Origin of the sequence: Streptomyces sp. NPDC020490, assembly GCF_044335305.1 — a bacterium.
Taxonomy (GTDB): domain Bacteria; phylum Actinomycetota; class Actinomycetes; order Streptomycetales; family Streptomycetaceae; genus Streptomyces.
Window position 1 is genome coordinate 32,110 of sequence record NZ_JBIRUY010000045.1, and the last position, 17,300, is coordinate 49,409.

Here is a 17,300-nt window from a genome sequence, read left to right on the forward strand (position 1 = left end):
CGGATTAGCACGTTCGAGTGACGACGGCCCGCCTTCGGGCGGAGGTCAGGACTCCTGGGGCGTGACCGGGGAAGCGGTCACGTCGTGTTCGGGCACGGCCTGGCCGGAGCGGATCAGGTCGATCCGCCCCATCACCTTGGAGCGCAGGTCCGTCGGCACGTCGTCATGTCCGCAACACCGCTTGACCAGCTTCTTCACGGCCTGCTCCAGACCGTACTTCTCCAGGCACGGCGAGCACTCCTTGAAGTGCTGCTCGAACTTGTCGCAGTCCACGTCGGGCATCTCGCGGTCGAGGAACTCGTAGAGGTGGTCGAGGACCTCACCGCAGTCCGTCTCGTGCGGCTCTCCGCAGCTCATGAGCCCGAGCCTTTCGCTTCGTTCGACTCTCCGGCGCCGGCCGGGACCAGGCCTCGCTCGCGGGCGTAGTCCTCGAGCATGCCGCGCAGCTGACGGCGGCCCCGGTGGAGCCGGGACATCACCGTACCGATGGGTGTCCCCATGATGTCGGCGATCTCCTTGTACGCAAAGCCCTCGACGTCCGCGAGATAGACGGCGATGCGGAACTCCTCCGGGATCGCCTGGAGGGCTTCCTTGACGTCCGAGTCCGGCAGGTGGTCCAGCGCCTGCGACTCCGCCGAGCGCAGACCGGTCGACATGTGCGACTCGGCGCGCGCGAGCTGCCAGTCCTCGATCTCCTCGGCCGCGGAGCGCTGCGGTTCCCGCTGCTTCTTGCGGTAGGAGTTGATGAACGTGTTCGTGAGGATCCGGTACAGCCACGCCTTCAGATTCGTGCCTTCGCGGAACTGGTGGAAGGACGCGTACGCCTTGGCGTACGTCTCCTGCACCAGGTCCTCGGCGTCGGCCGGGTTGCGCGTCATGCGCAGGGCGGCCGAGTACATCTGGTCGAGGAATTCGAGCGCGTCCCGCTCGAAGCGCGCGCTGCGCTCCGAGGTCGACTCCGCGCTGATGCCCTGGCCCTCGGGCAGCTCCGCCTGGCCGTTGTCGGTCCCTGCGTCGATCCCAGTGACCGGACCCACCTCCTCAAGATTCCGGGTAGCACCGAAACCGATGCCACCAGAATCGGAGGATAGACGACTACCCGACTCCGCCGCCCCTCGAATCGGAGCGGCCTTCGCCGCGTGCAGCACCGTCCAGTCCAGGTCAGCACGGCTGCTGCCGCTCGGGCAGTAGGTCGAACCCATGCGGCGGACTCCCTCTCCGTACGACGTCGGTGCTGGTGGTCCAGCACGTCTGTCCGGTCAACAGTGGCCGTGCGCGCGGCATTCCCCGCCCCGCACAGCCCTCACACCAATGAGGCCGTCCACCGCACCACGCCGTCGGTGATGATCCCCAGGGCGTGCTCCTGTCCGGTCGCCGCCCGCTTCGGCACGGCGAAGCCGTGGTCCCCGTACGGCACCTCGATCAGCTCGTAGTCGCCCTCGGGGAACTCCTCCGGCCTGCCGAACGGGTCGTTGCCGCCCTGCACGACGAGGGCGGGCACCCCCGCGCCGAGCAGTTCGCCGGCCCGCGACTTCTCCGGCCTGCCCGGCGGGTGCAGCGGGAAGCTCAGGGCGAGGACGGCGCGCGCCCCCAGTTCGGCGGCGGTGCGGCAGGCCACGCGGGCGCCGGCGCTGCGGCCGCCCGCGACCACCGGCAGCCCGTGGCCGGCGAGCGCGGGCCACACGCCCCGCCAGCCGGCGTCGAGCGTCTTCGGCGCGGGCGCCACCTTCTTGCCGGCCACCCGCCAGGGCTGTTCCACGAGGGCGACGCTCACCCCGTGCCCCGGCAGCGCCTCGGCCAGGGCCCGCAGGTCCCGCGCCTCGACACCGCCGCCGGCGCCGTGCCCCAGGGCCAGCACCAGCCGCGCGGTGCCGGCCTCGTGCCAGGTGATGCGGGCGTCCCCCGCCTCCGTGCCAATGATCTCGGTCGTCACATCAGAAGAGTGTGCCCGCCTCGGGTCCGTCGAGCTCCTTCAGCAGCTCCGGTCCGTTGTTGCGGACGTTGCTGACGGCGGTGGAGACGGGGTAGGCGCGCATCAGTCCGGGCGGGGGCGGCTGGAGCAGCGCGCGCAGTTCGTCGGGGTCGGTGCGGGACGGGTCCAGCCAGGCGTCCCAGCGGTCCGGGGTGAGCATGAGCGGCATCCGGGGGTGGATCTCGGCGAGCGTGCGCGGTCCCTCGGCGGGGGCCACGGCGAGGGGGGTCGTCTCCGCCTCGGTCGTGATCACCGTGCAGGTCGCCCACCAGGCCTGCGGGTGGTCGTCCGGCAGTGTCCTGTCCCGCCAGAACTCGTACAGCCCGGCCATGGCGAACACCGACCCGTCGGCGGGCAGCACGAAGTACGGCTGCTTGCGCGGCCGCTTCCGCTTCCCCTCGACCTCCAGGTCCCGCTCCTGCCGGCCGGTGACCCACTCGTAGTAGCCGTCGGCCGGGACGACGCACCGGCGCGTGGCGAAGGCCCGCCGGTACGACGGCTTCTCGTGGACGGTCTCGGCACGGGCGTTGATCATGCGCGCCGCGCCTTCGGGCGTCTTCGACCAGGACGGCACCAGACCCCACTTCAGCCTGCGCAGCTGGCGGACGGGGCGCGGGTCGTCGGTGTCCTTCAGGGGGCGGTCGAGGACGACGTGGACCTCCTTGGTCGGGGCCACGTTGTAGTCCGGCGCGAGAGCCTCCGCCGGCTCCCTCCCCCAAGCTCTCGGCTCCGCTCGAGCAGGGGGGACCCCCATCTCGATCTCAAAGACTCCTGCGAGATCCTCGGCTCCACGACTCGCTGCATACCGTCCGCACATGCGTGCCACACTGCCAGATTCCGCACCGGGAGAGGGAGCCACCGAGCCACCATGGACAGCGCCGCCAGCACCGCACCCGCCTCGCTCGCGTCCCTGTGGGACGAGGTCTTCGGCGTTCAGCCGGACCCCGACCTGTGGGTGGTGATCGCGACCCTCGTCGCCGCGCTCGCGGTGACCGTCCCGCCGGGCCTGTGGCGGGTGTCGCGCAACGCGATCACCATCGCCCACGAGGGCGGGCACGGGCTGGTCGCGCTGCTCACCGGCCGCACCCTGACCGGCATACGTCTGCACTCGGACACCAGCGGCCTGACCGTCAGCCGCGGCAAGCCGGACGGCCTCGGCATGATCCTCACGGCGGCGGCCGGCTACACCGCTCCCCCGCTGCTGGGCCTGGGCGGCGCCGCGCTGCTGGCCGCCGGCCGCATCACGCTGCTGCTGTGGCTGGCGACGGCGCTGCTGCTGGCGATGCTGGTGATGATCCGCAACGCCTACGGCGTGCTGACGGTGGTGCTGACCGGGGGCACGTTCCTGCTGGTGTCGTGGCTGGCGGGGGCGCAGGTGCAGGCGGCGTTCGCGTACGCGGTGGTGTGGTTCCTGCTGGCGGGCGGCGTGCGCCCGGCGTTCGAGCTGCAGGCCAAGCGCAGGCGGTCGGGCGCCGGGGACTCGGACGCGGACCAGCTGTCCCGGCTGACGAACGTGCCGGCGGGCCTGTGGCTGTTCCTGTTCCACGCGGTGTCCCTGTGCTCGCTGATCGGGGGCGGGCGCTGGCTGCTGGAGGTCTGAGCGCGCCCGCGCGACGGCGCTTCCCGGGGCTGCGCTACGGCGCCCCGCGAGCCTGCGTGACGGCGCTACCCGGGGCTACGCGACGGCGCCCCGGGTGCCTGTGTGACGGCTCTTCGCAGTCCCGCACGACCGCGTCCCGCTGGTCCCGTACGACCGCGCCCCGCAGGCCCGTGTGACGGCGGGTGTCCGGGTGCGGGGCCGGGCCGCTGTGCGGCTCCGCCGCGCGGGCCCGACCAGCCACAACGGCGCCGCACCAGAACCACGGGCGCCTTATAGAGTGGGCCCATGGCCCAGAACCCCGCACACACCGCCCTCTGGCCCGCCCCGCACGCGAGCGGGGCCGTCGACGCGACGGTCCACGTGCCCGGGTCCAAGTCGGTCACCAACCGCGCCCTGGTGCTCGCCGCGCTCGCCTCCGAGCCCGGCTGGCTGCGGCGCCCGCTGCGCTCCCGTGACACGCTGCTGATGGCGGGCGGACTGCGCGCCATGGGCGTGGAGATCGAGGAGGGGGTCGGCCCCGACGGCTCCGGGGAGGCCTGGCGCGTGCTCCCGACGGGCCTGCGCGGCCCGGCCGCGGTGGACGTCGGCAACGCCGGCACGGTGATGCGCTTCCTGCCGCCGGTCGCCGCGCTGGCCGACGGCCCCGTCCGCTTCGACGGCGACCCGAGGGCGTACGAGCGTCCCCTGAACGGCGTCATCGACGCGCTGCGTGTCCTCGGCGCCCGGATCGACGACGACGGCCGCGGCGCGCTGCCGCTGACGGTGCACGGCGGCGGCGCCCTGGACGGCGGCACGGTGGAGGTCGACGCCTCCTCCTCGTCCCAGTTCGTCAGCGCCCTGCTGCTGTCCGGTCCGCGCTTCAACCAGGGCGTCGAGGTCCGTCACGTCGGCGCCTCGCTCCCCTCCCTGCCGCACATCCGGATGACCGTCGACATGCTGCGCGCGGTCGGCGCCCAGGTGGACACCCCGGAGTCGGGCGGCGAGCCGAACGTCTGGCGGGTGACGCCGGGCGCCCTGCTCGGGCGGGACCTGACGATCGAGCCGGACCTGTCGAACGCGCAGCCGTTCCTGGCGGCGGCCCTGGTCACCGGCGGCAAGGTCGTCGTGCCCGACTGGCCGGAGCGCACCACCCAGCCCGGCGACAGGCTGCGCGAGATCTTCACCGAAATGGGTGGTTCCTGTGAACTCACCGATTACGGGCTGGTGTTCACCGGTTCGGGTGCTGTTCACGGCATCGACGTGGACCTGAGCGAGGTCGGCGAGCTGACCCCGGGCATCGCGGCGGTCGCCGCGCTCGCCGACTCCCCGTCGACCCTGCGCGGGGTGGCCCACCTGCGCCTGCACGAGACGGACCGGCTGGCCGCGCTGACCAAGGAGATCAACGAACTCGGCGGCGACGTGACCGAGACCGCCGACGGCCTGCACATCCGCCCGCGCCGCCTGCACGGCGGGATCTTCCACACCTACGAGGACCACCGCATGGCGACGGCCGGCGCGGTCATCGGCCTGGCGGTCGAGGGCGTGCAGGTCGAGGACGTGGCGACGACGGCGAAGACCCTGCCGGAGTTCCCCGAACTGTGGACCGGGATGCTGGGCGGCGTGGAGAGCCGGGGATAACGGCATGCGCCGCTACGGCAAGCACACCGACGAGGACGACATCCGCAGCCGCCCGAACCGCAAGGGCAACCGGCCGCGCACGAACATCCGCCCCAAGCACGAGGACGCGGCCGAGGGCATGGTCCTCACCGTCGACCGCGGCCGGCTGACCTGCCTGGTGGACGGCCGGACCGTACTGGCGATGAAGGCGCGCGAGCTGGGCCGCAAGGCGGCGGTGGTCGGTGACCGGGTGGCCATCGTCGGTGACCTGTCGGGCCAGAAGGACACCCTCGCGCGCATCGTCCGCATCGAGGGGCGCACGTCGCTGCTGCGCCGCACGGCCGACGACGACGATCCCTACGAGCGCGTGGTCGTGGCCAACGCCGACCAACTGGCGATCGTCACCGCCCTGGCCGACCCCGAGCCCCGCCCGCGCCTGATCGACCGGTGCCTGGTCGCGGCGTACGACGGCGGACTCGACCCGCTGCTGGTGCTGACCAAGTCGGACCTCGCCCCGCCGGACAAGCTCCTGGAGCTGTACGGCGACCTCGACATCCCCTACGTCGTCACCAGCCGCGAGGAGCTGGAGAGCGGCGCCGCGGCGGACCGGGTGCGCGAGCAGCTCGCCGGCAAGATCACCGCGTTCGTCGGCCATTCCGGCGTCGGCAAGACGACGCTGGTCAACGCGCTGGTCCCGGAGGACCGGCGGCGGCTGACGGGGCGCGTCAACGCGGTCACGGGCCGCGGCCGGCACACCACGACCTCGGCGCTCGCCCTGCCGCTCGCCGGGGCGGACGGCTGGGTGGTCGACACCCCGGGCGTGCGGTCCTTCGGCCTGGCCCACATCGACCCGTCCCGGGTCATCCACGCCTTCCCCGACCTCGAACCCGGCACGGAGAACTGCCCGCGCGCCTGCAGTCACGACGAGCCGGACTGCGCGCTGGACCAGTGGGTCGCCGAGGGCCACGCGGATCCGGCCCGCCTGTACTCCCTGCGCCGGTTGCTGGCCACCCGGGAGCGCACCGAAGGCGACTGACCACCGCGTTGTTTGGGTGGACACGAGTCCGGCAAGTGCATAATCGCCGAACCGGACCAACGGGAGGACAGCACATGGCGTGGCTGCTGGTCATCGTGGCCGGGATGCTCGAGACCGGCTTCGCGGTGTGCCTCAAGCTGTCCCACGGCTTCACCCGGCTGTGGCCCACGATCGCCTTCTGCGTCTTCGCGCTCGGCAGCTTCGGCCTGCTCACCCTCTCGCTGCGGAAGCTGGACGTCGGACCCGCCTACGCCGTGTGGACCGGTATCGGCGCGGCGGGCACCGCGATCTACGGAATGGTCTTCCTCGGCGACCTGGTGTCCACCCTGAAGATTGTCTCGATCAGCTTGGTCATCATCGGCGTCATCGGCCTGCAGCTGTCCGGCTCGGCGCACTGAGGCACCGGGCCGTCACGCCGTCACGCCGTCAACTGGCTCCGCATCGTGGTCCGTACGAGGTCCGCGACGCCGCCCTCCCCCGGCGGGGCCGTCACGCAGGACAGGGCGACGCGTATCACCAGCTCGCAGGAGCGGGCGAGGCCGGCGGTGTCCGGCTGGGGCGCTCCGGGACCGGACAGGACCGCGACGGCCCGGTCGCGGACCGTCGCCACGAGGTCGCCGGGCGAGGGCAGCGGGCCGTCCGCCCGGCGCTGCGCCGGCACGGCCGAGGTCGAGGGCACCGCCGACAGCGTCGGAGAGGGCAGCCACGGGCTCCAGCAGCCGGTGAGCACGGCCCGCACGAGCGCGTTCCCGCGGGCCTCCGACGCCGTCCACTCGGCGACGGCGACCAGCCTGTCGCGGGCGTCGGAGTGCGCGGTCAGCGCCCGCTCGACCCCGGCGAGAAAGCCGTCCGCCTCACGTCTCACGAGCGCGCGGGCCAGCCCCTCCTTGCTGCCGAACTCGTTGTACAGCGTCTGCCGGGACACTCCGGCCGCCGCGGCCACGTCCACCATCCGCACGGTGGACCACGGTCGGCGCGCCAGCGCCGAGTACGCGGCGTCCAGTAGGGATTCCCGCGCTGCAGGCATCATCGCCTCCCTGGGGCGAGCGGCTCTGCGCCCAGATTTGACGCGCCGGGAGGCACTGTCAAGGGTGCGCGGAGGCACCTGGAGGCACTCTTCGGACACCAGGTGCCGCCCCGCCCACGGCAGGGCCCGGTGGCCCCTTCCCGACCTCGCCGGATAGCGTTCGTTCCATGCCGGACTACCTTGACGACCTGCGCTTCGCCCACGTCCTCGCGGACGCCGCCGACGCGGCCACCATGGACCGCTTCAAGGCACTCGACCTCAAGGTCGAGACCAAGCCGGACATGACCCCGGTGAGCGAGGCCGACAAGGCCGCGGAGGAGCTGATCCGCGGCCAGCTGCAGCGCGCCCGTCCCCGGGACGCGATCCTCGGCGAGGAGTACGGCGTCGAGGGCACGGGGCCCCGCCGCTGGGTGGTCGACCCGATCGACGGCACCAAGAACTACGTGCGCGGGGTGCCGGTGTGGGCCACCCTGATCTCCCTGATGGAGGCCGGCGAGACCGGCTTCGAACCCGTCGTCGGCGTCGTCTCCGCCCCCGCCCTGGGCCGCCGCTGGTGGGCGGCGAAGGGGCACGGCGCGTTCAGCGGGCGCAGCCTGTCCTCGGCGACCCGGCTGCACGTCTCGCGCGTGTCGCGGCTGGCGGACGCCTCGTTCGCGTACTCCTCGCTGTCCGGCTGGGAGGACCAGGGGCGCCTGGACGGCTTCCTCGACCTCACCCGCGAGGTGTGGCGCACGCGCGCGTACGGCGACTTCTGGCCGTACATGATGGTCGCCGAGGGGTCGGTGGACATCTGCGCGGAGCCCGAGCTGTCCCTGTGGGACATGGCCGCCAACGCGATCGTCGTCACCGAGGCCGGCGGCACCTTCACCGGCCTGGACGGCCGCCCGGGCCCGCACAGCGGCAACGCGGCCGCCTCCAACGGCCTGCTCCACGACGAACTGCTGGGCTACCTCAACCAGCGCTACTGACGCCGGGTACGGCCGCCGGGACCCGGATGCCGCCGGGTACGGCCGGGGCCCCGGTCCCGGCGGCGCGGCCGGGACCCCGCACGCCGTCGGGGCGGGCGCGCGTCCTAGGGTGCGGGCATGAGCTCGCGGACGTACCTCTCCGAACTGTTCTCGCTGGACGACCGGGTCGCCGTGGTGACCGGCGGCAGTTCCGGCATAGGCCGGGCCATCACCGGGGCCCTGGCGCGGGCGGGGGCGAGCGTGGTGGTCGTGGCCCGCAGGGAGCCGGAACTGGCGGCGACGGTCGAGGAGTTGACGGCCGATGGCTGCCGGGCGGCCTGGGTGAGCGCCGACCTGAGCAGCCGTGAGGGTGTGCGCGCGGCGGCCGAGGAGGCGGCCGGGGTGTTCGGGGAGCCGGACATCCTGGTCAACTCCGCCGGGGTCAACCTGCGGCCTCCGCTGGGCGAGTTGGGCGACGACGTGTGGGACACCACGATGGCCGTGAACCTGGAGGCGCCGCACCTGCTGGGCCGGCGGTTCGGGCCGGGCATGGCCGAGCGGGGCTTCGGCCGGATCATCCACATCTCCTCCCAGCAGGCGCACCGGGCGTTCGTGCAGAGCGGCGCCTACGGGGTGTCCAAGGGGGCGCTGGAGTCGCTGGCCCGCTCCCAGGCCGAGGCATGGTCGCCGTACGGGGTCACCTGCAACACGCTGGTGCCGGGGTTCGTCATGACGCCGCTGAACGCCCGGCTGTCGTCGGACCCGGAGAAGGTGGCGGCGCTGGCCGCGCGGACCATGGTGGGGCGCAACGGCCTGGCCGAGGACTTCGCGGGCGCGGCGGTCTTCCTGGCGAGCCGTGCCTCCGCGTACGTCACCGGTCAGTCGATCTTCGTCGACGGCGGCTTCTCCGTCCACTGACCGCCCGTCGGCCGTCCATCACCCGTTCGGGGATGACTGCCCCGCGCCCTCTTGTTGACCCGCCCTTTGCCTGTCACCCTGAAAGTCCCCCCGCTTGTGCATTTGTGAATCCATGAACAAACTGCGGGGCACCCTCAGGAGGTGGCTCATTCCATGCTCGTCCGTGACGCCATGAGCACAGTCGTCCTCACCATCGGCCCCGCGCACACCCTGCGCCAGGCCGCGGCCCTCATGTCCGCCCGCCGCGTCGGCGCGGCCGTGGTACTCGACCCCGACGCCGGCGGTATCGGCATCCTCACCGAACGCGACATCCTCAACTCCGTCGGCCTCGGCGAGGACCCCGACACGGAGCGCGCCCACGACCACACCACCACCGACGTGGTGTTCGCCGCCCCGTCCTGGACCCTGGAGGAGGCGGCCCGCGCCATGTCCCACGGCGGCTTCCGGCACCTCATCGTCTGCGACCGGGGCGAGCCCGTCGGCATCGTCTCGGTCCGCGACATCATCCGCTGCTGGGCTCCGGTGCGGCAGGAGGTGCCGGCCTGACACGACGACCAGCGCCCCGGCGCTCATCGAGGCTGCACGGCGCTCCGTGAGGTTCCGCGGCGCTCCAGCACTTCATGACACTCCAGTACTTCATGACGCTCCATGACGGACGGGCCGGTCTCCTTCGCAGGGAGGTCCGGCCCGTCCGCCACGGCAGGCGGTCCGGCGTCGTCAGCCGCGCAGGGCCTGGACCGCGGCCTCCAGCCGCTTGCCGAAGTCCTCGTCCGCCCGGCGGAAGTTGCCGATCGCACGCTCGGCGATGTCGTCGCGCGAGACCTTGGCGAGGGAGCCCGCCAGGTTGCCGATCAGCCGTTCCTTCTCGTCCTCGGACATCAGGCGGTAGAGGTTGCCCGCCTGCACGAAGTCGTCGTCCTCGGCGTGCACCGGGGCCTCGTGGTCGCCGGTCACGCCGCCGACCGGGATCGGCTGCCACAGCGGCCGGTCCGTCTGGAACGGGCCGCCGAAGCTGTTCGGCTCGTAGTTCTTCGCGCCCTTGTGGCGGCCGTCGTACAGGTAGCCGTCACGGGAGTGGGTGCGCGCCTCGGTGGCGTGCGGGCGGTTCACCGGCAGGTGGTCGGCGTTGACGCCGACGCGGTAGCGGTGGGCGTCGCCGTACGCGAAGAGGCGGCCCTGGAGCATCTTGTCCGGCGACGGGCCGATGCCCGGCACGAAGTGCGCGGGGCTGAAGATGCTCTGCTCGACCTCGGCGAAGATGTTCTCCGGGTTGCGGTCGAGCTCCAGCTTGCCGATCTGGACGACCGGATAGTCGGCGTGCGGCCAGACCTTGGTCAGGTCGAACGGGTTGAAGCGGTAGGCCGCCGCGTCGGCCGCCGGCATGATCTGCACGCCCACGGTCCACGTCGGGTACTCGCCCCGCTCGATGGTCTCGCGCAGGTCGCGCTGGTGGGAGTCGGGGTCCTTGCCCGCGAGGACCTCGGCCTCCTCGGCGGTGAGGTTCTTGATGCCCTGGTCGGTCTTGAAGTGGTACTTGACCCAGAAGACCTCGCCGGCCTCGTTGTTCCACTGGAAGGTGTGCGAGCCGAAGCCGTCCATGTGACGGTAGGACGCCGGGATGCCCCGGTCGCCGAACAGCCAGGTCACCTGGTGGGTCGACTCCGGGGACAGTCCCCAGAAGTCCCAGACGTTGTCGGCCTCCTGGCTGCCGGTGTACGGGTCACGCTTCTGGGTGTGGATGAAGTCCGGGAACTTGACGGCGTCCTTGATGAAGAACACCGGGGTGTTGTTGCCGACGAGGTCGTAGTTGCCCTCCTCGGTGTAGAACTTCACCGCGAACCCGCGCGGGTCGCGGACGGCGTCGGCCGCGCCGAGGTTGCCGGCCACGGTCGAGAAGCGCAGGAAGACCTCGGTCCGCTTGCCGACCTCGGAGAGGAAGGCGGCGCGGGTGTACGGCGTGACGTCGGCGGTCACCGTGAAAGTGCCGTAGGCCCCCGCGCCGCGGGCGTGCACCACGCGCTCCGGGATGCGCTCGCGGTTGAAGTGGGCCAGCTTCTCCAGCAGCAGCTGGTCCTGGACGAGCACGGGGCCGCCGGCGCCCGCAGTCTCGCTGTTCTGGTTGTCGGCCACCGGTGCACCGGCCTCCGTAGTGAGCGGTCCCTGCGTCACTTGCGCCTCCTGCATGACTTCCTGCTGTTTCTGTCCCTCGGCCAAAGCCAGGCTCGATCCTACATTGGACTAAATCCAAGTCAAGCGCAGCTCCAAAGTCACATCTATTCAGGATCTGGGCATCTTGCTGTTAAACTGGCCCGCATGAGTGACCTTTTGGAACGGCTGCGCGGACGCGGATGGCGCATGACCGCACAGCGGCGGGTCGTGGCCGAGGTTCTCGACGGCGAGCACGTCCACCTGACAGCGGACGAGGTCCACGCCCGGGCCGTCGCCAAGCTGCCCGAGATCTCCCGGGCGACCGTCTACAACACGCTGGGCGAGCTGGTCTCCCTCGGCGAGGTGCTCGAGGTCGCCACCGACAAACGCGCCAAGCGCTACGACCCCAACGCGCACCGGCCGCACCAGCACCTGGTCTGCGCCGGCTGCGGCGCGATCCGGGACGTCCACCCGAGCGGCAACCCGCTCGCCGACCTGCCCGACTCGGAGCGCTTCGGCTTCACGGTCTCGGACGTCGAGGTGACCTACCGCGGCCTGTGCCCGAGCTGCGCGGCGGCATAAGCCCTTCCGAAGCCCCGGCCCCTGGATCCGCCCACGGACGCCGGGGCTTTTCGCTGCCCAGGAGCGGCGGCCGCATCCCTCTACATCCTGCGAACGCACCGAGGGCCGGAATCCAAGATCTGGATTCCGGCCCTCGGCCTTCAGTAGCGGGGACAGGATTTGAACCTGCGACCTCTGGGTTATGAGCCCAGCGAGCTACCGAGCTGCTCCACCCCGCGGCGATGAATGAAACACTACGTCAAGGACGTGCACAGAGGCAAATCGCTTTCGGGGCAGGCCAGGGGCGGCCCTTCCGGCGGGCCGGGCGCGCTCCGTGACGGCCCGCGCGGCCGCTACGCCGACAGCTCCTCACGCAGCGCGTCCCGCAGCCGGGCCGCCCGCTCGGCGACCTCACCGGGTCCCAGGGACACCGCGCGATCGGCCCACCGCTGCCCCTCCGCCAGCTCACCCCGACGCGCGTAGACGAGGGCCAGCCGCAGCGCGGCCCGGCCGTGCCCGGCGTCGGCGGCCCGCGTCCACCAGACCGCCGCCTCCGGCTCACTGCCCTCCCGGGCCAGCAGCAGACCCAGATTGAAGGCGCCGTTGCGGGACCCGGCCTCGGCCGCCTCCCGGTACCACCGGGCCGCCTGCACGACGTCCCCGCGGGCCGCGGCCAGCATCCCCACCCGCACCTGCGCCCGCCGGTGCCCCTGGGTGGCGGCGCGCTCGTACCACTCCTCGCACTCGGTCTTGACGTGCACCGGCTCCCCGAGCTCGTGCGCGTGCGCCGGCGGCCGGCGCGCGTCCAGCACGGTCGCCAGCCGGTAGGCGCCCTCCGCGCTGCCGCCCCCGGCCGCGCATCTGAGGTACCGCTCCGCGGCGAGGTCGTCCCTCTCCCGCAGCCGCGCGATCCCGACCTGCAGCGCCGCCTCCGTGTGCCCGGCGGCCGCGGCGCGCTCGTACCAGCGCAGCGCGGCCTCGCCCTCACCCCGGCCCGCGTACAGGATTCCCAGGTTGAACGCGGCGTCGACGCTCCCGGCCTCCGCGGCCTTGGAGAACCACGGCTCGGCGCCGGTCGCGTCACCGCCCTGCAGCAGCAGGATCGCCAGCGCGTTCGCCGCCTCCCGGTGCCCCGCGTAGGCCGCACGCCGGTACCACTGCTCGGCCTGCGCGGTCCGACCCTGCTCGGCGCACAGCAGCCCGAGGTTGTAGGCGCCGTTGTCGTCCCCGGCGTCCATCGCCGCCCGGTACCACCGCTCGGCGGTCTGGGTCTCGCCGCGCTCCGCGTGCAGCGCACCCAGCGCGTTGGCCGCGTTGCCGTCCCCCTCCTGGGCGGCGCGCAGCCACCACACGGCCGCGCTCTCGGTGTCCCCGGCGTCGCGCAGCAGGAACCCCAGGGCGCAGGCGGCCCGCACCTCGCCGTCCTTGGCCGAGGTCAGGTACCAGCGCCCGGCCTCCTTCAGCTCGCCCCGCTTCTCCAGGATCGCCCCGAGGTGCAGCGCGGCCCGCCGGTGCCCGCGCGCGGCGGACTGCCGGTAGAACTGCTCGGCCTGCGCCATCAGCGCGGCACCGTCGCCGCTCCCGGTCTCCTCCGCGAGCGCGGCCTTCCGGTCGAGCGCGCGGGCCAGCCGGTACGCCGCCTCGCGGTGCCCGCGCTCGGCCGCGGCCCGCATCCACCGTTCGGCGGCGGAGTCCTGACGGTGTTCCAGCAGGTCGGCGAGCGCGTAGGCGCCGAGCACGTGCCCCTGCTCGGCGGACTGCCGCAGCCAGTACTCGGCGGCCGGCTCCTCGCCGCGCTCGCGGTGGTGGCGCCCCAGCGCGTGGGCGGCCGCGGCCGACCCGGCGACGGCGGCGATGCGCCACCAGCCGGCCGCCTCCTCGGGGTATCCGCGCTGGTGGAGAAGGACTCCCAGGTTGTTGGCGGCGGCGCGGTCGCCGGCGGCGGTGGCGGCACGCAGGTGGGGCTCGGCGCCGTCGAGATCGCCGCGGCGCAGCAGCATGGCCCCGAGGACGCTCATCGCCTCGACGTCGCCGGCCTCGGCCGCGAGCCTCTGCCGCACTTCCTCGGCGGCCTCCTCGGCTGCCTCACCGGCCTCCCCACCGTCGGAAGGCTGCACAAATCGCCCTGACTCGAACAGAGTTGCCTTCTCCCCCATAACGTCCATCGTCGCACCACCTGCTACCTGGGTACACCTGGTATACCGCAGCCAGTGAGGTCACTTCAGCGTTTTGTCGACATGCCCACAGAGAGACAAGTCAAACACAGATCGCCCAACTCCCCACGGCGGCACGGCCTTCATCTGCCCCCGGCACACCTGTTCGCACACGACGAAGGCCCGGATCCTTTTCAGGATCCGGGCCTTCGTCTTCAGTAGCGGGGACAGGATTTGAACCTGCGACCTCTGGGTTATGAGCCCAGCGAGCTACCGAGCTGCTCCACCCCGCGCCGTTGTGTTGCAACCGTACCACGGCGCGGGAGGGGCGTTCGATCAGCCGCCGCTCGGACTGCTGCTCGGACTGCTGCTCGGACTGCTGCTCGGACTGCCACCGGGGCTGCCGCTGGGGCTGGGTGTGGCGCTGCTCTTGGAGCCGCCGCTGGTCTTGTCGGCCTTGGCCTGTGCCGCCTCGGCCCGCCGCAGAGCGTCCTCGAGGTCCTTCTGCGCCTGGCCGTACGCCTTCCAGTCGCCCTTCTTCAGGGCCGCCTGGCCGGCGTCGAAGGCCTTCTGGGCGTCGCTCAGCGCCTCCTGGACCGTCGGGTTGCCGGACTTCGGCGGCTTGGTCGTGGACTCGTCCGGCGGCGTGGTGGTCGAACCGTCCGCCCCGAAGACCTTGTCGAGGGCCTGGTCGAGGGTGTCCTCGAAGGCGGTGTTACCTCCGTAGGTGACCAACACCTTCCGCAGCAGCGGGTACTTGAGCCCACCGCCGCGCACGTAGACCGGCTCCACGTACAGCAGTCCTCCGTCGAGCGGCACCGTCAGCAGGTTGCCGTACTCGACCTCGGAGTCGCCTCGGCTGAGCAGGCTGATGGTCTCGGCGATGTTCTGCTCGGAGTTGAACTGGCTCTGTACCTGTTTGGGCCCGTTGACCGTCGTGTTGGTCGGCAGTTTCAGGATTCTGATCTTGCCGTAGTCGGGCGTGCCCGCCTCGGCGTCGACCGCCATGAACCCGCTGAGATTGTCCCGCCCGTTGGGCGTGAACGTCGTCGTCAGCGAGAACGCCTGGGAGGACTGGTCGGGCATCTTCATGCTGAGGTAGTACGGCGGCACCGCGTCGCCCGACTTGTTGGTCGGGTCGTCCGGCACCTGCCACACCTCGGAGCCGCTCAGGAAGGTCTGCGCGTCCTTGACGTGGTAGCGGGTCAGCAGCTCGCGCTGGACCTTGAACAGGTCCTGCGGGTACCGCAGATGGGCCAGCAGGTCGGCGGAGATGTCCTGCTTGGACTTCACCGTGCCCGGGAAGGCCTTCATCCACGTCTTCAGGACGGGGTCCTGGGTGTCCCACTGGTAGAGCTTGACCTCGCCGCTGTAGGCGTCGACGGTCGCCTTCACCGAGTTGCGGATGTAGTTGACCTGGTTCTGCTGGGCCACCACCGCGCGGGAGTTGTTCGTCGCGGTCAGCGAGTCGGCCGTCGTGTCGCCCAGCGTCGTGCGCGAGGCGTAGGGGTAGCCGTTCGTCGTCGTGTAGGCGTCGACGATCCACTGGATGCGGCCGTCCACCACCGCCGGGTAGGCGTCGCCGTCGATGGTCAGCCACGGGGCGACCGCCTCGACGCGCTCCTTGGGCGTGCGGTTGTACAGGATCCGCGAGCCCTCGCCGATCGCCCCGGAGTACAGGATCTGCGGCTCGCTGAACGCCACCGCGTACGCGGCCCGGTTGACCGGGTTGGCGAGGTTGACGCCGCTCTTGCCGGTGTAGCTGATCGTCTTCTCACCGCTGTCGTCGGAGTAGTCGATCTCCTTCTGGGGACCGCCGACGATCGAGTACGTGGTGGTCTTCTCGCCGTAGTAGACGCGCTGCTGGTACGTGCCGAGGTCGCCCTTGGACGGCAGGTCCGACTCGGTGAAGACGGGCCGGCCCTCGTCGTCCGCCTCGGTGCCCTTGGCGGCGACCACGCCGTAGCCGTGGGTGTAACGGAAGTGGTCGTTGATCCAGTTGTTCTTCGGGATGCCGTTCAGGTTCAGCTCGCGCAGACCGAGGACGGTGTCCTGGTCCTTGCCGTCCTTGCTGTAGCGGTCGACGTCCAGGTTGGTCGGGAACGCGTAGTAGTTCCTGATCTGCTGGAGCTGCTGGAAGGTCGGCGAGACGATGTTCGGGTCCATGATCCGGATGCTCGCCGTGGAGTCCACGTCGTCGCGCAGCTTGGTCTTGTTCGTGGTGGTGCTCGTCCCCGAGTACTCGGTGACCTTCGCGTCGTCGATGTCGTACGCGTCGCGGGTCGCCTTGAGGTTCTTCTGGACGTACGGCGCTTCCTTGGCCTGCTCGTTTGGCTGGACCTGGAACTTCTGCACGATCGCCGGGTACAGGCCGCCGATGAGGATCGCCGACAGGACCATCAGGCCGAAGCCGATCACCGGCAGCTGCCAGGTGCGCCGCCACAGCGTCGCGAAGAACAGCACGGCGCAGATGACGGCGATGCAGAACAGGATCGTTTTGGCCGGCAGGTAGGCGTTGGCGTCGACGTACCGCAGGCCCGTCCAGTTGTCGGTGGCCTTGAAGTCGCTGGACTTCACCGCCAGGCCGTAGCGGTCGAGCCAGTAGGCGACCGCCTTCAGCGCGACGAAGATGCCGAGCAGCACCGACAGGTGGCCGGTCGCCGCGGAGGTGGCACGCGCGCCCGGGGAGGTGATCCGCAGGCCGCCGTACAGGTAGTGGGTGAGCGCGGCGGCGATCACGGACAGGATCGCGGCGGCGAAGCCGAAACCGAGCAGGAAGCGGTACCAGGGCAGGTCGAAGGCGTAGAAGGACACGTCGAGGTGGAACTGCGGGTCCTTCTGGTGGAAGGGCACGCCGTTGACCCACATCAGCCAGGTCCGCCACTGGCTGGAGGCGGAGGCGCCCGCGATCAGGCCGACCAGGGCGGTGATCCCGAGCAGCAGCCACTTCTTGTACGGCGCGATGCCCATCCGGTAGCGGTCGAGGTTCTGCTGCTCCATCGACATGGCGCTCAGCGGCGGGCGCAGGCGGTGGGCGAGCCAGATGTTCACGCCGACCGCCACCGCCATCAGCAGGCCGAAGACGAAGAACAGGCCGATCTTGGTCGACAGGGTGGTCGTGAAGACCGACGAGTATTTCACCGACCGGTACCACAGCCAGTCCGTCCAGAAGCCCGCGAACATGGTGAACGCCATGCCGAGAACGGCAAGCACGCCCAATGTCATGAGCAGGGTCCGGACGCGCCGGGACGGGCGGCCCACTCTCATCCGCGGCCCCGTCGGGCCTCCGCCGCGGTCCGGCATCTGGAAAGCCAAGGTGCGCACCTCGAAGTCGCTGTCGTC

General features: G+C 71.5%; 16 protein-coding genes and 2 tRNA genes. 8 read left to right on the plus strand and 10 right to left on the minus strand.

Translation table 11 applies throughout. The features are described from left to right. Nucleotides 1–45: 45 nt before the first annotated feature. From rsrA to ACH4ZX_RS34665, 4 genes are all read right to left on the minus strand, one after another. Nucleotides 46–357: a mycothiol system anti-sigma-R factor gene (gene rsrA, locus ACH4ZX_RS34650; protein ID WP_398281777.1), complete on the minus strand. Its 312-nt coding sequence runs from the start codon at nt 355–357 to the stop codon at nt 46–48. Then, the gene (gene sigR / locus ACH4ZX_RS34655; protein ID WP_351892202.1) at nt 354–1,037 is read right to left on the minus strand and encodes an RNA polymerase sigma factor SigR; all 684 of its coding nucleotides are present in this window, start codon (nt 1,035–1,037) and stop codon (nt 354–356) included. Before sigR ends, rsrA begins: the two co-directional genes overlap by 4 nt. Before the next feature lie 266 nt (nt 1,038–1,303). Then, entirely contained in the window at nt 1,304–1,933 is a 630-nt protein-coding gene (locus tag ACH4ZX_RS34660; protein WP_398281781.1) for an alpha/beta family hydrolase, read from the minus strand. Between the two features lies 1 nt (nt 1,934). After that, the gene (locus ACH4ZX_RS34665) at nt 1,935–2,789 is read right to left on the minus strand and encodes an SOS response-associated peptidase (RefSeq protein ID WP_398281784.1); all 855 of its coding nucleotides are present in this window, start codon (nt 2,787–2,789) and stop codon (nt 1,935–1,937) included. Between the two features lie 51 nt (nt 2,790–2,840). Between ACH4ZX_RS34665 and ACH4ZX_RS34670 the strand changes: the two genes are divergently transcribed. The 4 genes from ACH4ZX_RS34670 to ACH4ZX_RS34685 all read left to right on the plus strand — a co-directional run bounded on the left by ACH4ZX_RS34670 (nt 2,841) and on the right by ACH4ZX_RS34685 (nt 6,602). After that, nucleotides 2,841–3,572, plus strand: a complete 732-nt coding sequence (locus tag ACH4ZX_RS34670) for a M50 family metallopeptidase (protein ID WP_398281787.1) — start codon at nt 2,841–2,843, stop codon at nt 3,570–3,572. A gap of 285 nt (nt 3,573–3,857) precedes the next feature. Then, nucleotides 3,858–5,189 carry a 3-phosphoshikimate 1-carboxyvinyltransferase gene (gene aroA / locus ACH4ZX_RS34675; RefSeq protein WP_398281790.1) on the plus strand — a complete coding sequence of 444 codons (1,332 nt, stop codon included), beginning with the start codon at nt 3,858–3,860 and terminating at the stop codon, nt 5,187–5,189. A 4-nt stretch (nt 5,190–5,193) separates the two neighbouring features. Next, the gene (gene rsgA, locus ACH4ZX_RS34680; protein WP_398281793.1) at nt 5,194–6,204 is read left to right on the plus strand and encodes a ribosome small subunit-dependent GTPase A; all 1,011 of its coding nucleotides are present in this window, start codon (nt 5,194–5,196) and stop codon (nt 6,202–6,204) included. Nucleotides 6,205–6,278: 74 nt separating this feature from the next. Further along, nucleotides 6,279–6,602, plus strand: coding sequence for a DMT family transporter (locus tag ACH4ZX_RS34685; RefSeq protein ID WP_398281796.1), 324 nt, complete (start codon nt 6,279–6,281; stop codon nt 6,600–6,602). Nucleotides 6,603–6,622: 20 nt separating this feature from the next. On the opposite strand, the gene ACH4ZX_RS34690 is transcribed toward ACH4ZX_RS34685, so the two are convergent. Beyond that, on the minus strand, nt 6,623–7,231 hold the full coding sequence (locus tag ACH4ZX_RS34690; protein ID WP_398281799.1) for a TetR/AcrR family transcriptional regulator: 609 nt from the start codon (nt 7,229–7,231) through the stop codon (nt 6,623–6,625). A 167-nt stretch (nt 7,232–7,398) separates the two neighbouring features. Here ACH4ZX_RS34690 and hisN point away from each other — a divergent pair, with 167 nt between their 5' ends. The 3 genes from hisN to ACH4ZX_RS34705 all read left to right on the plus strand — a co-directional run bounded on the left by hisN (nt 7,399) and on the right by ACH4ZX_RS34705 (nt 9,642). Continuing rightward, on the plus strand, nt 7,399–8,199 hold the full coding sequence (gene hisN / locus ACH4ZX_RS34695) for a histidinol-phosphatase (protein ID WP_398281802.1): 801 nt from the start codon (nt 7,399–7,401) through the stop codon (nt 8,197–8,199). Nucleotides 8,200–8,316: 117 nt separating this feature from the next. Beyond that, nucleotides 8,317–9,096 (plus strand): SDR family NAD(P)-dependent oxidoreductase, encoded by a 780-nt coding sequence (locus ACH4ZX_RS34700; protein ID WP_398281805.1) that lies wholly within the window; start codon nt 8,317–8,319, stop codon nt 9,094–9,096. A gap of 153 nt (nt 9,097–9,249) precedes the next feature. After that, a complete protein-coding gene (locus ACH4ZX_RS34705; protein WP_324787598.1) occupies nt 9,250–9,642 on the plus strand; it encodes a CBS domain-containing protein in 393 nt (130 codons plus the stop codon). A 171-nt stretch (nt 9,643–9,813) separates the two neighbouring features. Here the strand turns inward: ACH4ZX_RS34705 and ACH4ZX_RS34710 are convergent, their stop codons facing one another. Continuing rightward, on the minus strand, nt 9,814–11,265 hold the full coding sequence (locus ACH4ZX_RS34710) for a catalase (protein WP_398281808.1): 1,452 nt from the start codon (nt 11,263–11,265) through the stop codon (nt 9,814–9,816). Nucleotides 11,266–11,409: 144 nt separating this feature from the next. Here ACH4ZX_RS34710 and ACH4ZX_RS34715 point away from each other — a divergent pair, with 144 nt between their 5' ends. Then, a complete protein-coding gene (locus ACH4ZX_RS34715) occupies nt 11,410–11,826 on the plus strand; it encodes a Fur family transcriptional regulator (protein ID WP_324787600.1) in 417 nt (138 codons plus the stop codon). A gap of 144 nt (nt 11,827–11,970) precedes the next feature. On the opposite strand, the gene ACH4ZX_RS34720 is transcribed toward ACH4ZX_RS34715, so the two are convergent. The 4 genes from ACH4ZX_RS34720 to ACH4ZX_RS34735 all read right to left on the minus strand — a co-directional run bounded on the left by ACH4ZX_RS34720 (nt 11,971) and on the right by ACH4ZX_RS34735 (nt 17,261). After that, nucleotides 11,971–12,044 (minus strand) — tRNA-Met (locus ACH4ZX_RS34720). A 114-nt stretch (nt 12,045–12,158) separates the two neighbouring features. Then, entirely contained in the window at nt 12,159–13,970 is a 1,812-nt protein-coding gene (locus ACH4ZX_RS34725; RefSeq protein ID WP_398281811.1) for a sel1 repeat family protein, read from the minus strand. A gap of 207 nt (nt 13,971–14,177) precedes the next feature. Continuing rightward, a tRNA-Met gene (locus ACH4ZX_RS34730) sits at nt 14,178–14,251 on the minus strand. Between the two features lie 43 nt (nt 14,252–14,294). Continuing rightward, entirely contained in the window at nt 14,295–17,261 is a 2,967-nt protein-coding gene (locus tag ACH4ZX_RS34735) for a UPF0182 family protein (protein WP_398281855.1), read from the minus strand. Nucleotides 17,262–17,300 lie beyond the last annotated feature (39 nt).

Coding starts and splice junctions, on each gene's coding strand:
- ACH4ZX_RS34665 (WP_398281784.1), bottom strand. CDS start 2,789: ATGTGCGGACGGTATGCAGCGAGTCGTGGAGCCGAGGATCTCGCAGGA.
- ACH4ZX_RS34715 (WP_324787600.1), top strand. CDS start 11,410: ATGAGTGACCTTTTGGAACGGCTGCGCGGACGCGGATGGCGCATGACC.
- aroA (WP_398281790.1), top strand. CDS start 3,858: ATGGCCCAGAACCCCGCACACACCGCCCTCTGGCCCGCCCCGCACGCG.
- ACH4ZX_RS34700 (WP_398281805.1), top strand. CDS start 8,317: ATGAGCTCGCGGACGTACCTCTCCGAACTGTTCTCGCTGGACGACCGG.
- ACH4ZX_RS34725 (WP_398281811.1), bottom strand. CDS start 13,970: ATGGACGTTATGGGGGAGAAGGCAACTCTGTTCGAGTCAGGGCGATTT.
- ACH4ZX_RS34705 (WP_324787598.1), top strand. CDS start 9,250: ATGCTCGTCCGTGACGCCATGAGCACAGTCGTCCTCACCATCGGCCCC.
- ACH4ZX_RS34690 (WP_398281799.1), bottom strand. CDS start 7,231: ATGCCTGCAGCGCGGGAATCCCTACTGGACGCCGCGTACTCGGCGCTG.
- hisN (WP_398281802.1), top strand. CDS start 7,399: ATGCCGGACTACCTTGACGACCTGCGCTTCGCCCACGTCCTCGCGGAC.
- ACH4ZX_RS34685 (WP_398281796.1), top strand. CDS start 6,279: ATGGCGTGGCTGCTGGTCATCGTGGCCGGGATGCTCGAGACCGGCTTC.
- ACH4ZX_RS34670 (WP_398281787.1), top strand. CDS start 2,841: ATGGACAGCGCCGCCAGCACCGCACCCGCCTCGCTCGCGTCCCTGTGG.
- ACH4ZX_RS34735 (WP_398281855.1), bottom strand. CDS start 17,261: ATGCCGGACCGCGGCGGAGGCCCGACGGGGCCGCGGATGAGAGTGGGC.
- rsrA (WP_398281777.1), bottom strand. CDS start 357: ATGAGCTGCGGAGAGCCGCACGAGACGGACTGCGGTGAGGTCCTCGAC.
- rsgA (WP_398281793.1), top strand. CDS start 5,194: ATGCGCCGCTACGGCAAGCACACCGACGAGGACGACATCCGCAGCCGC.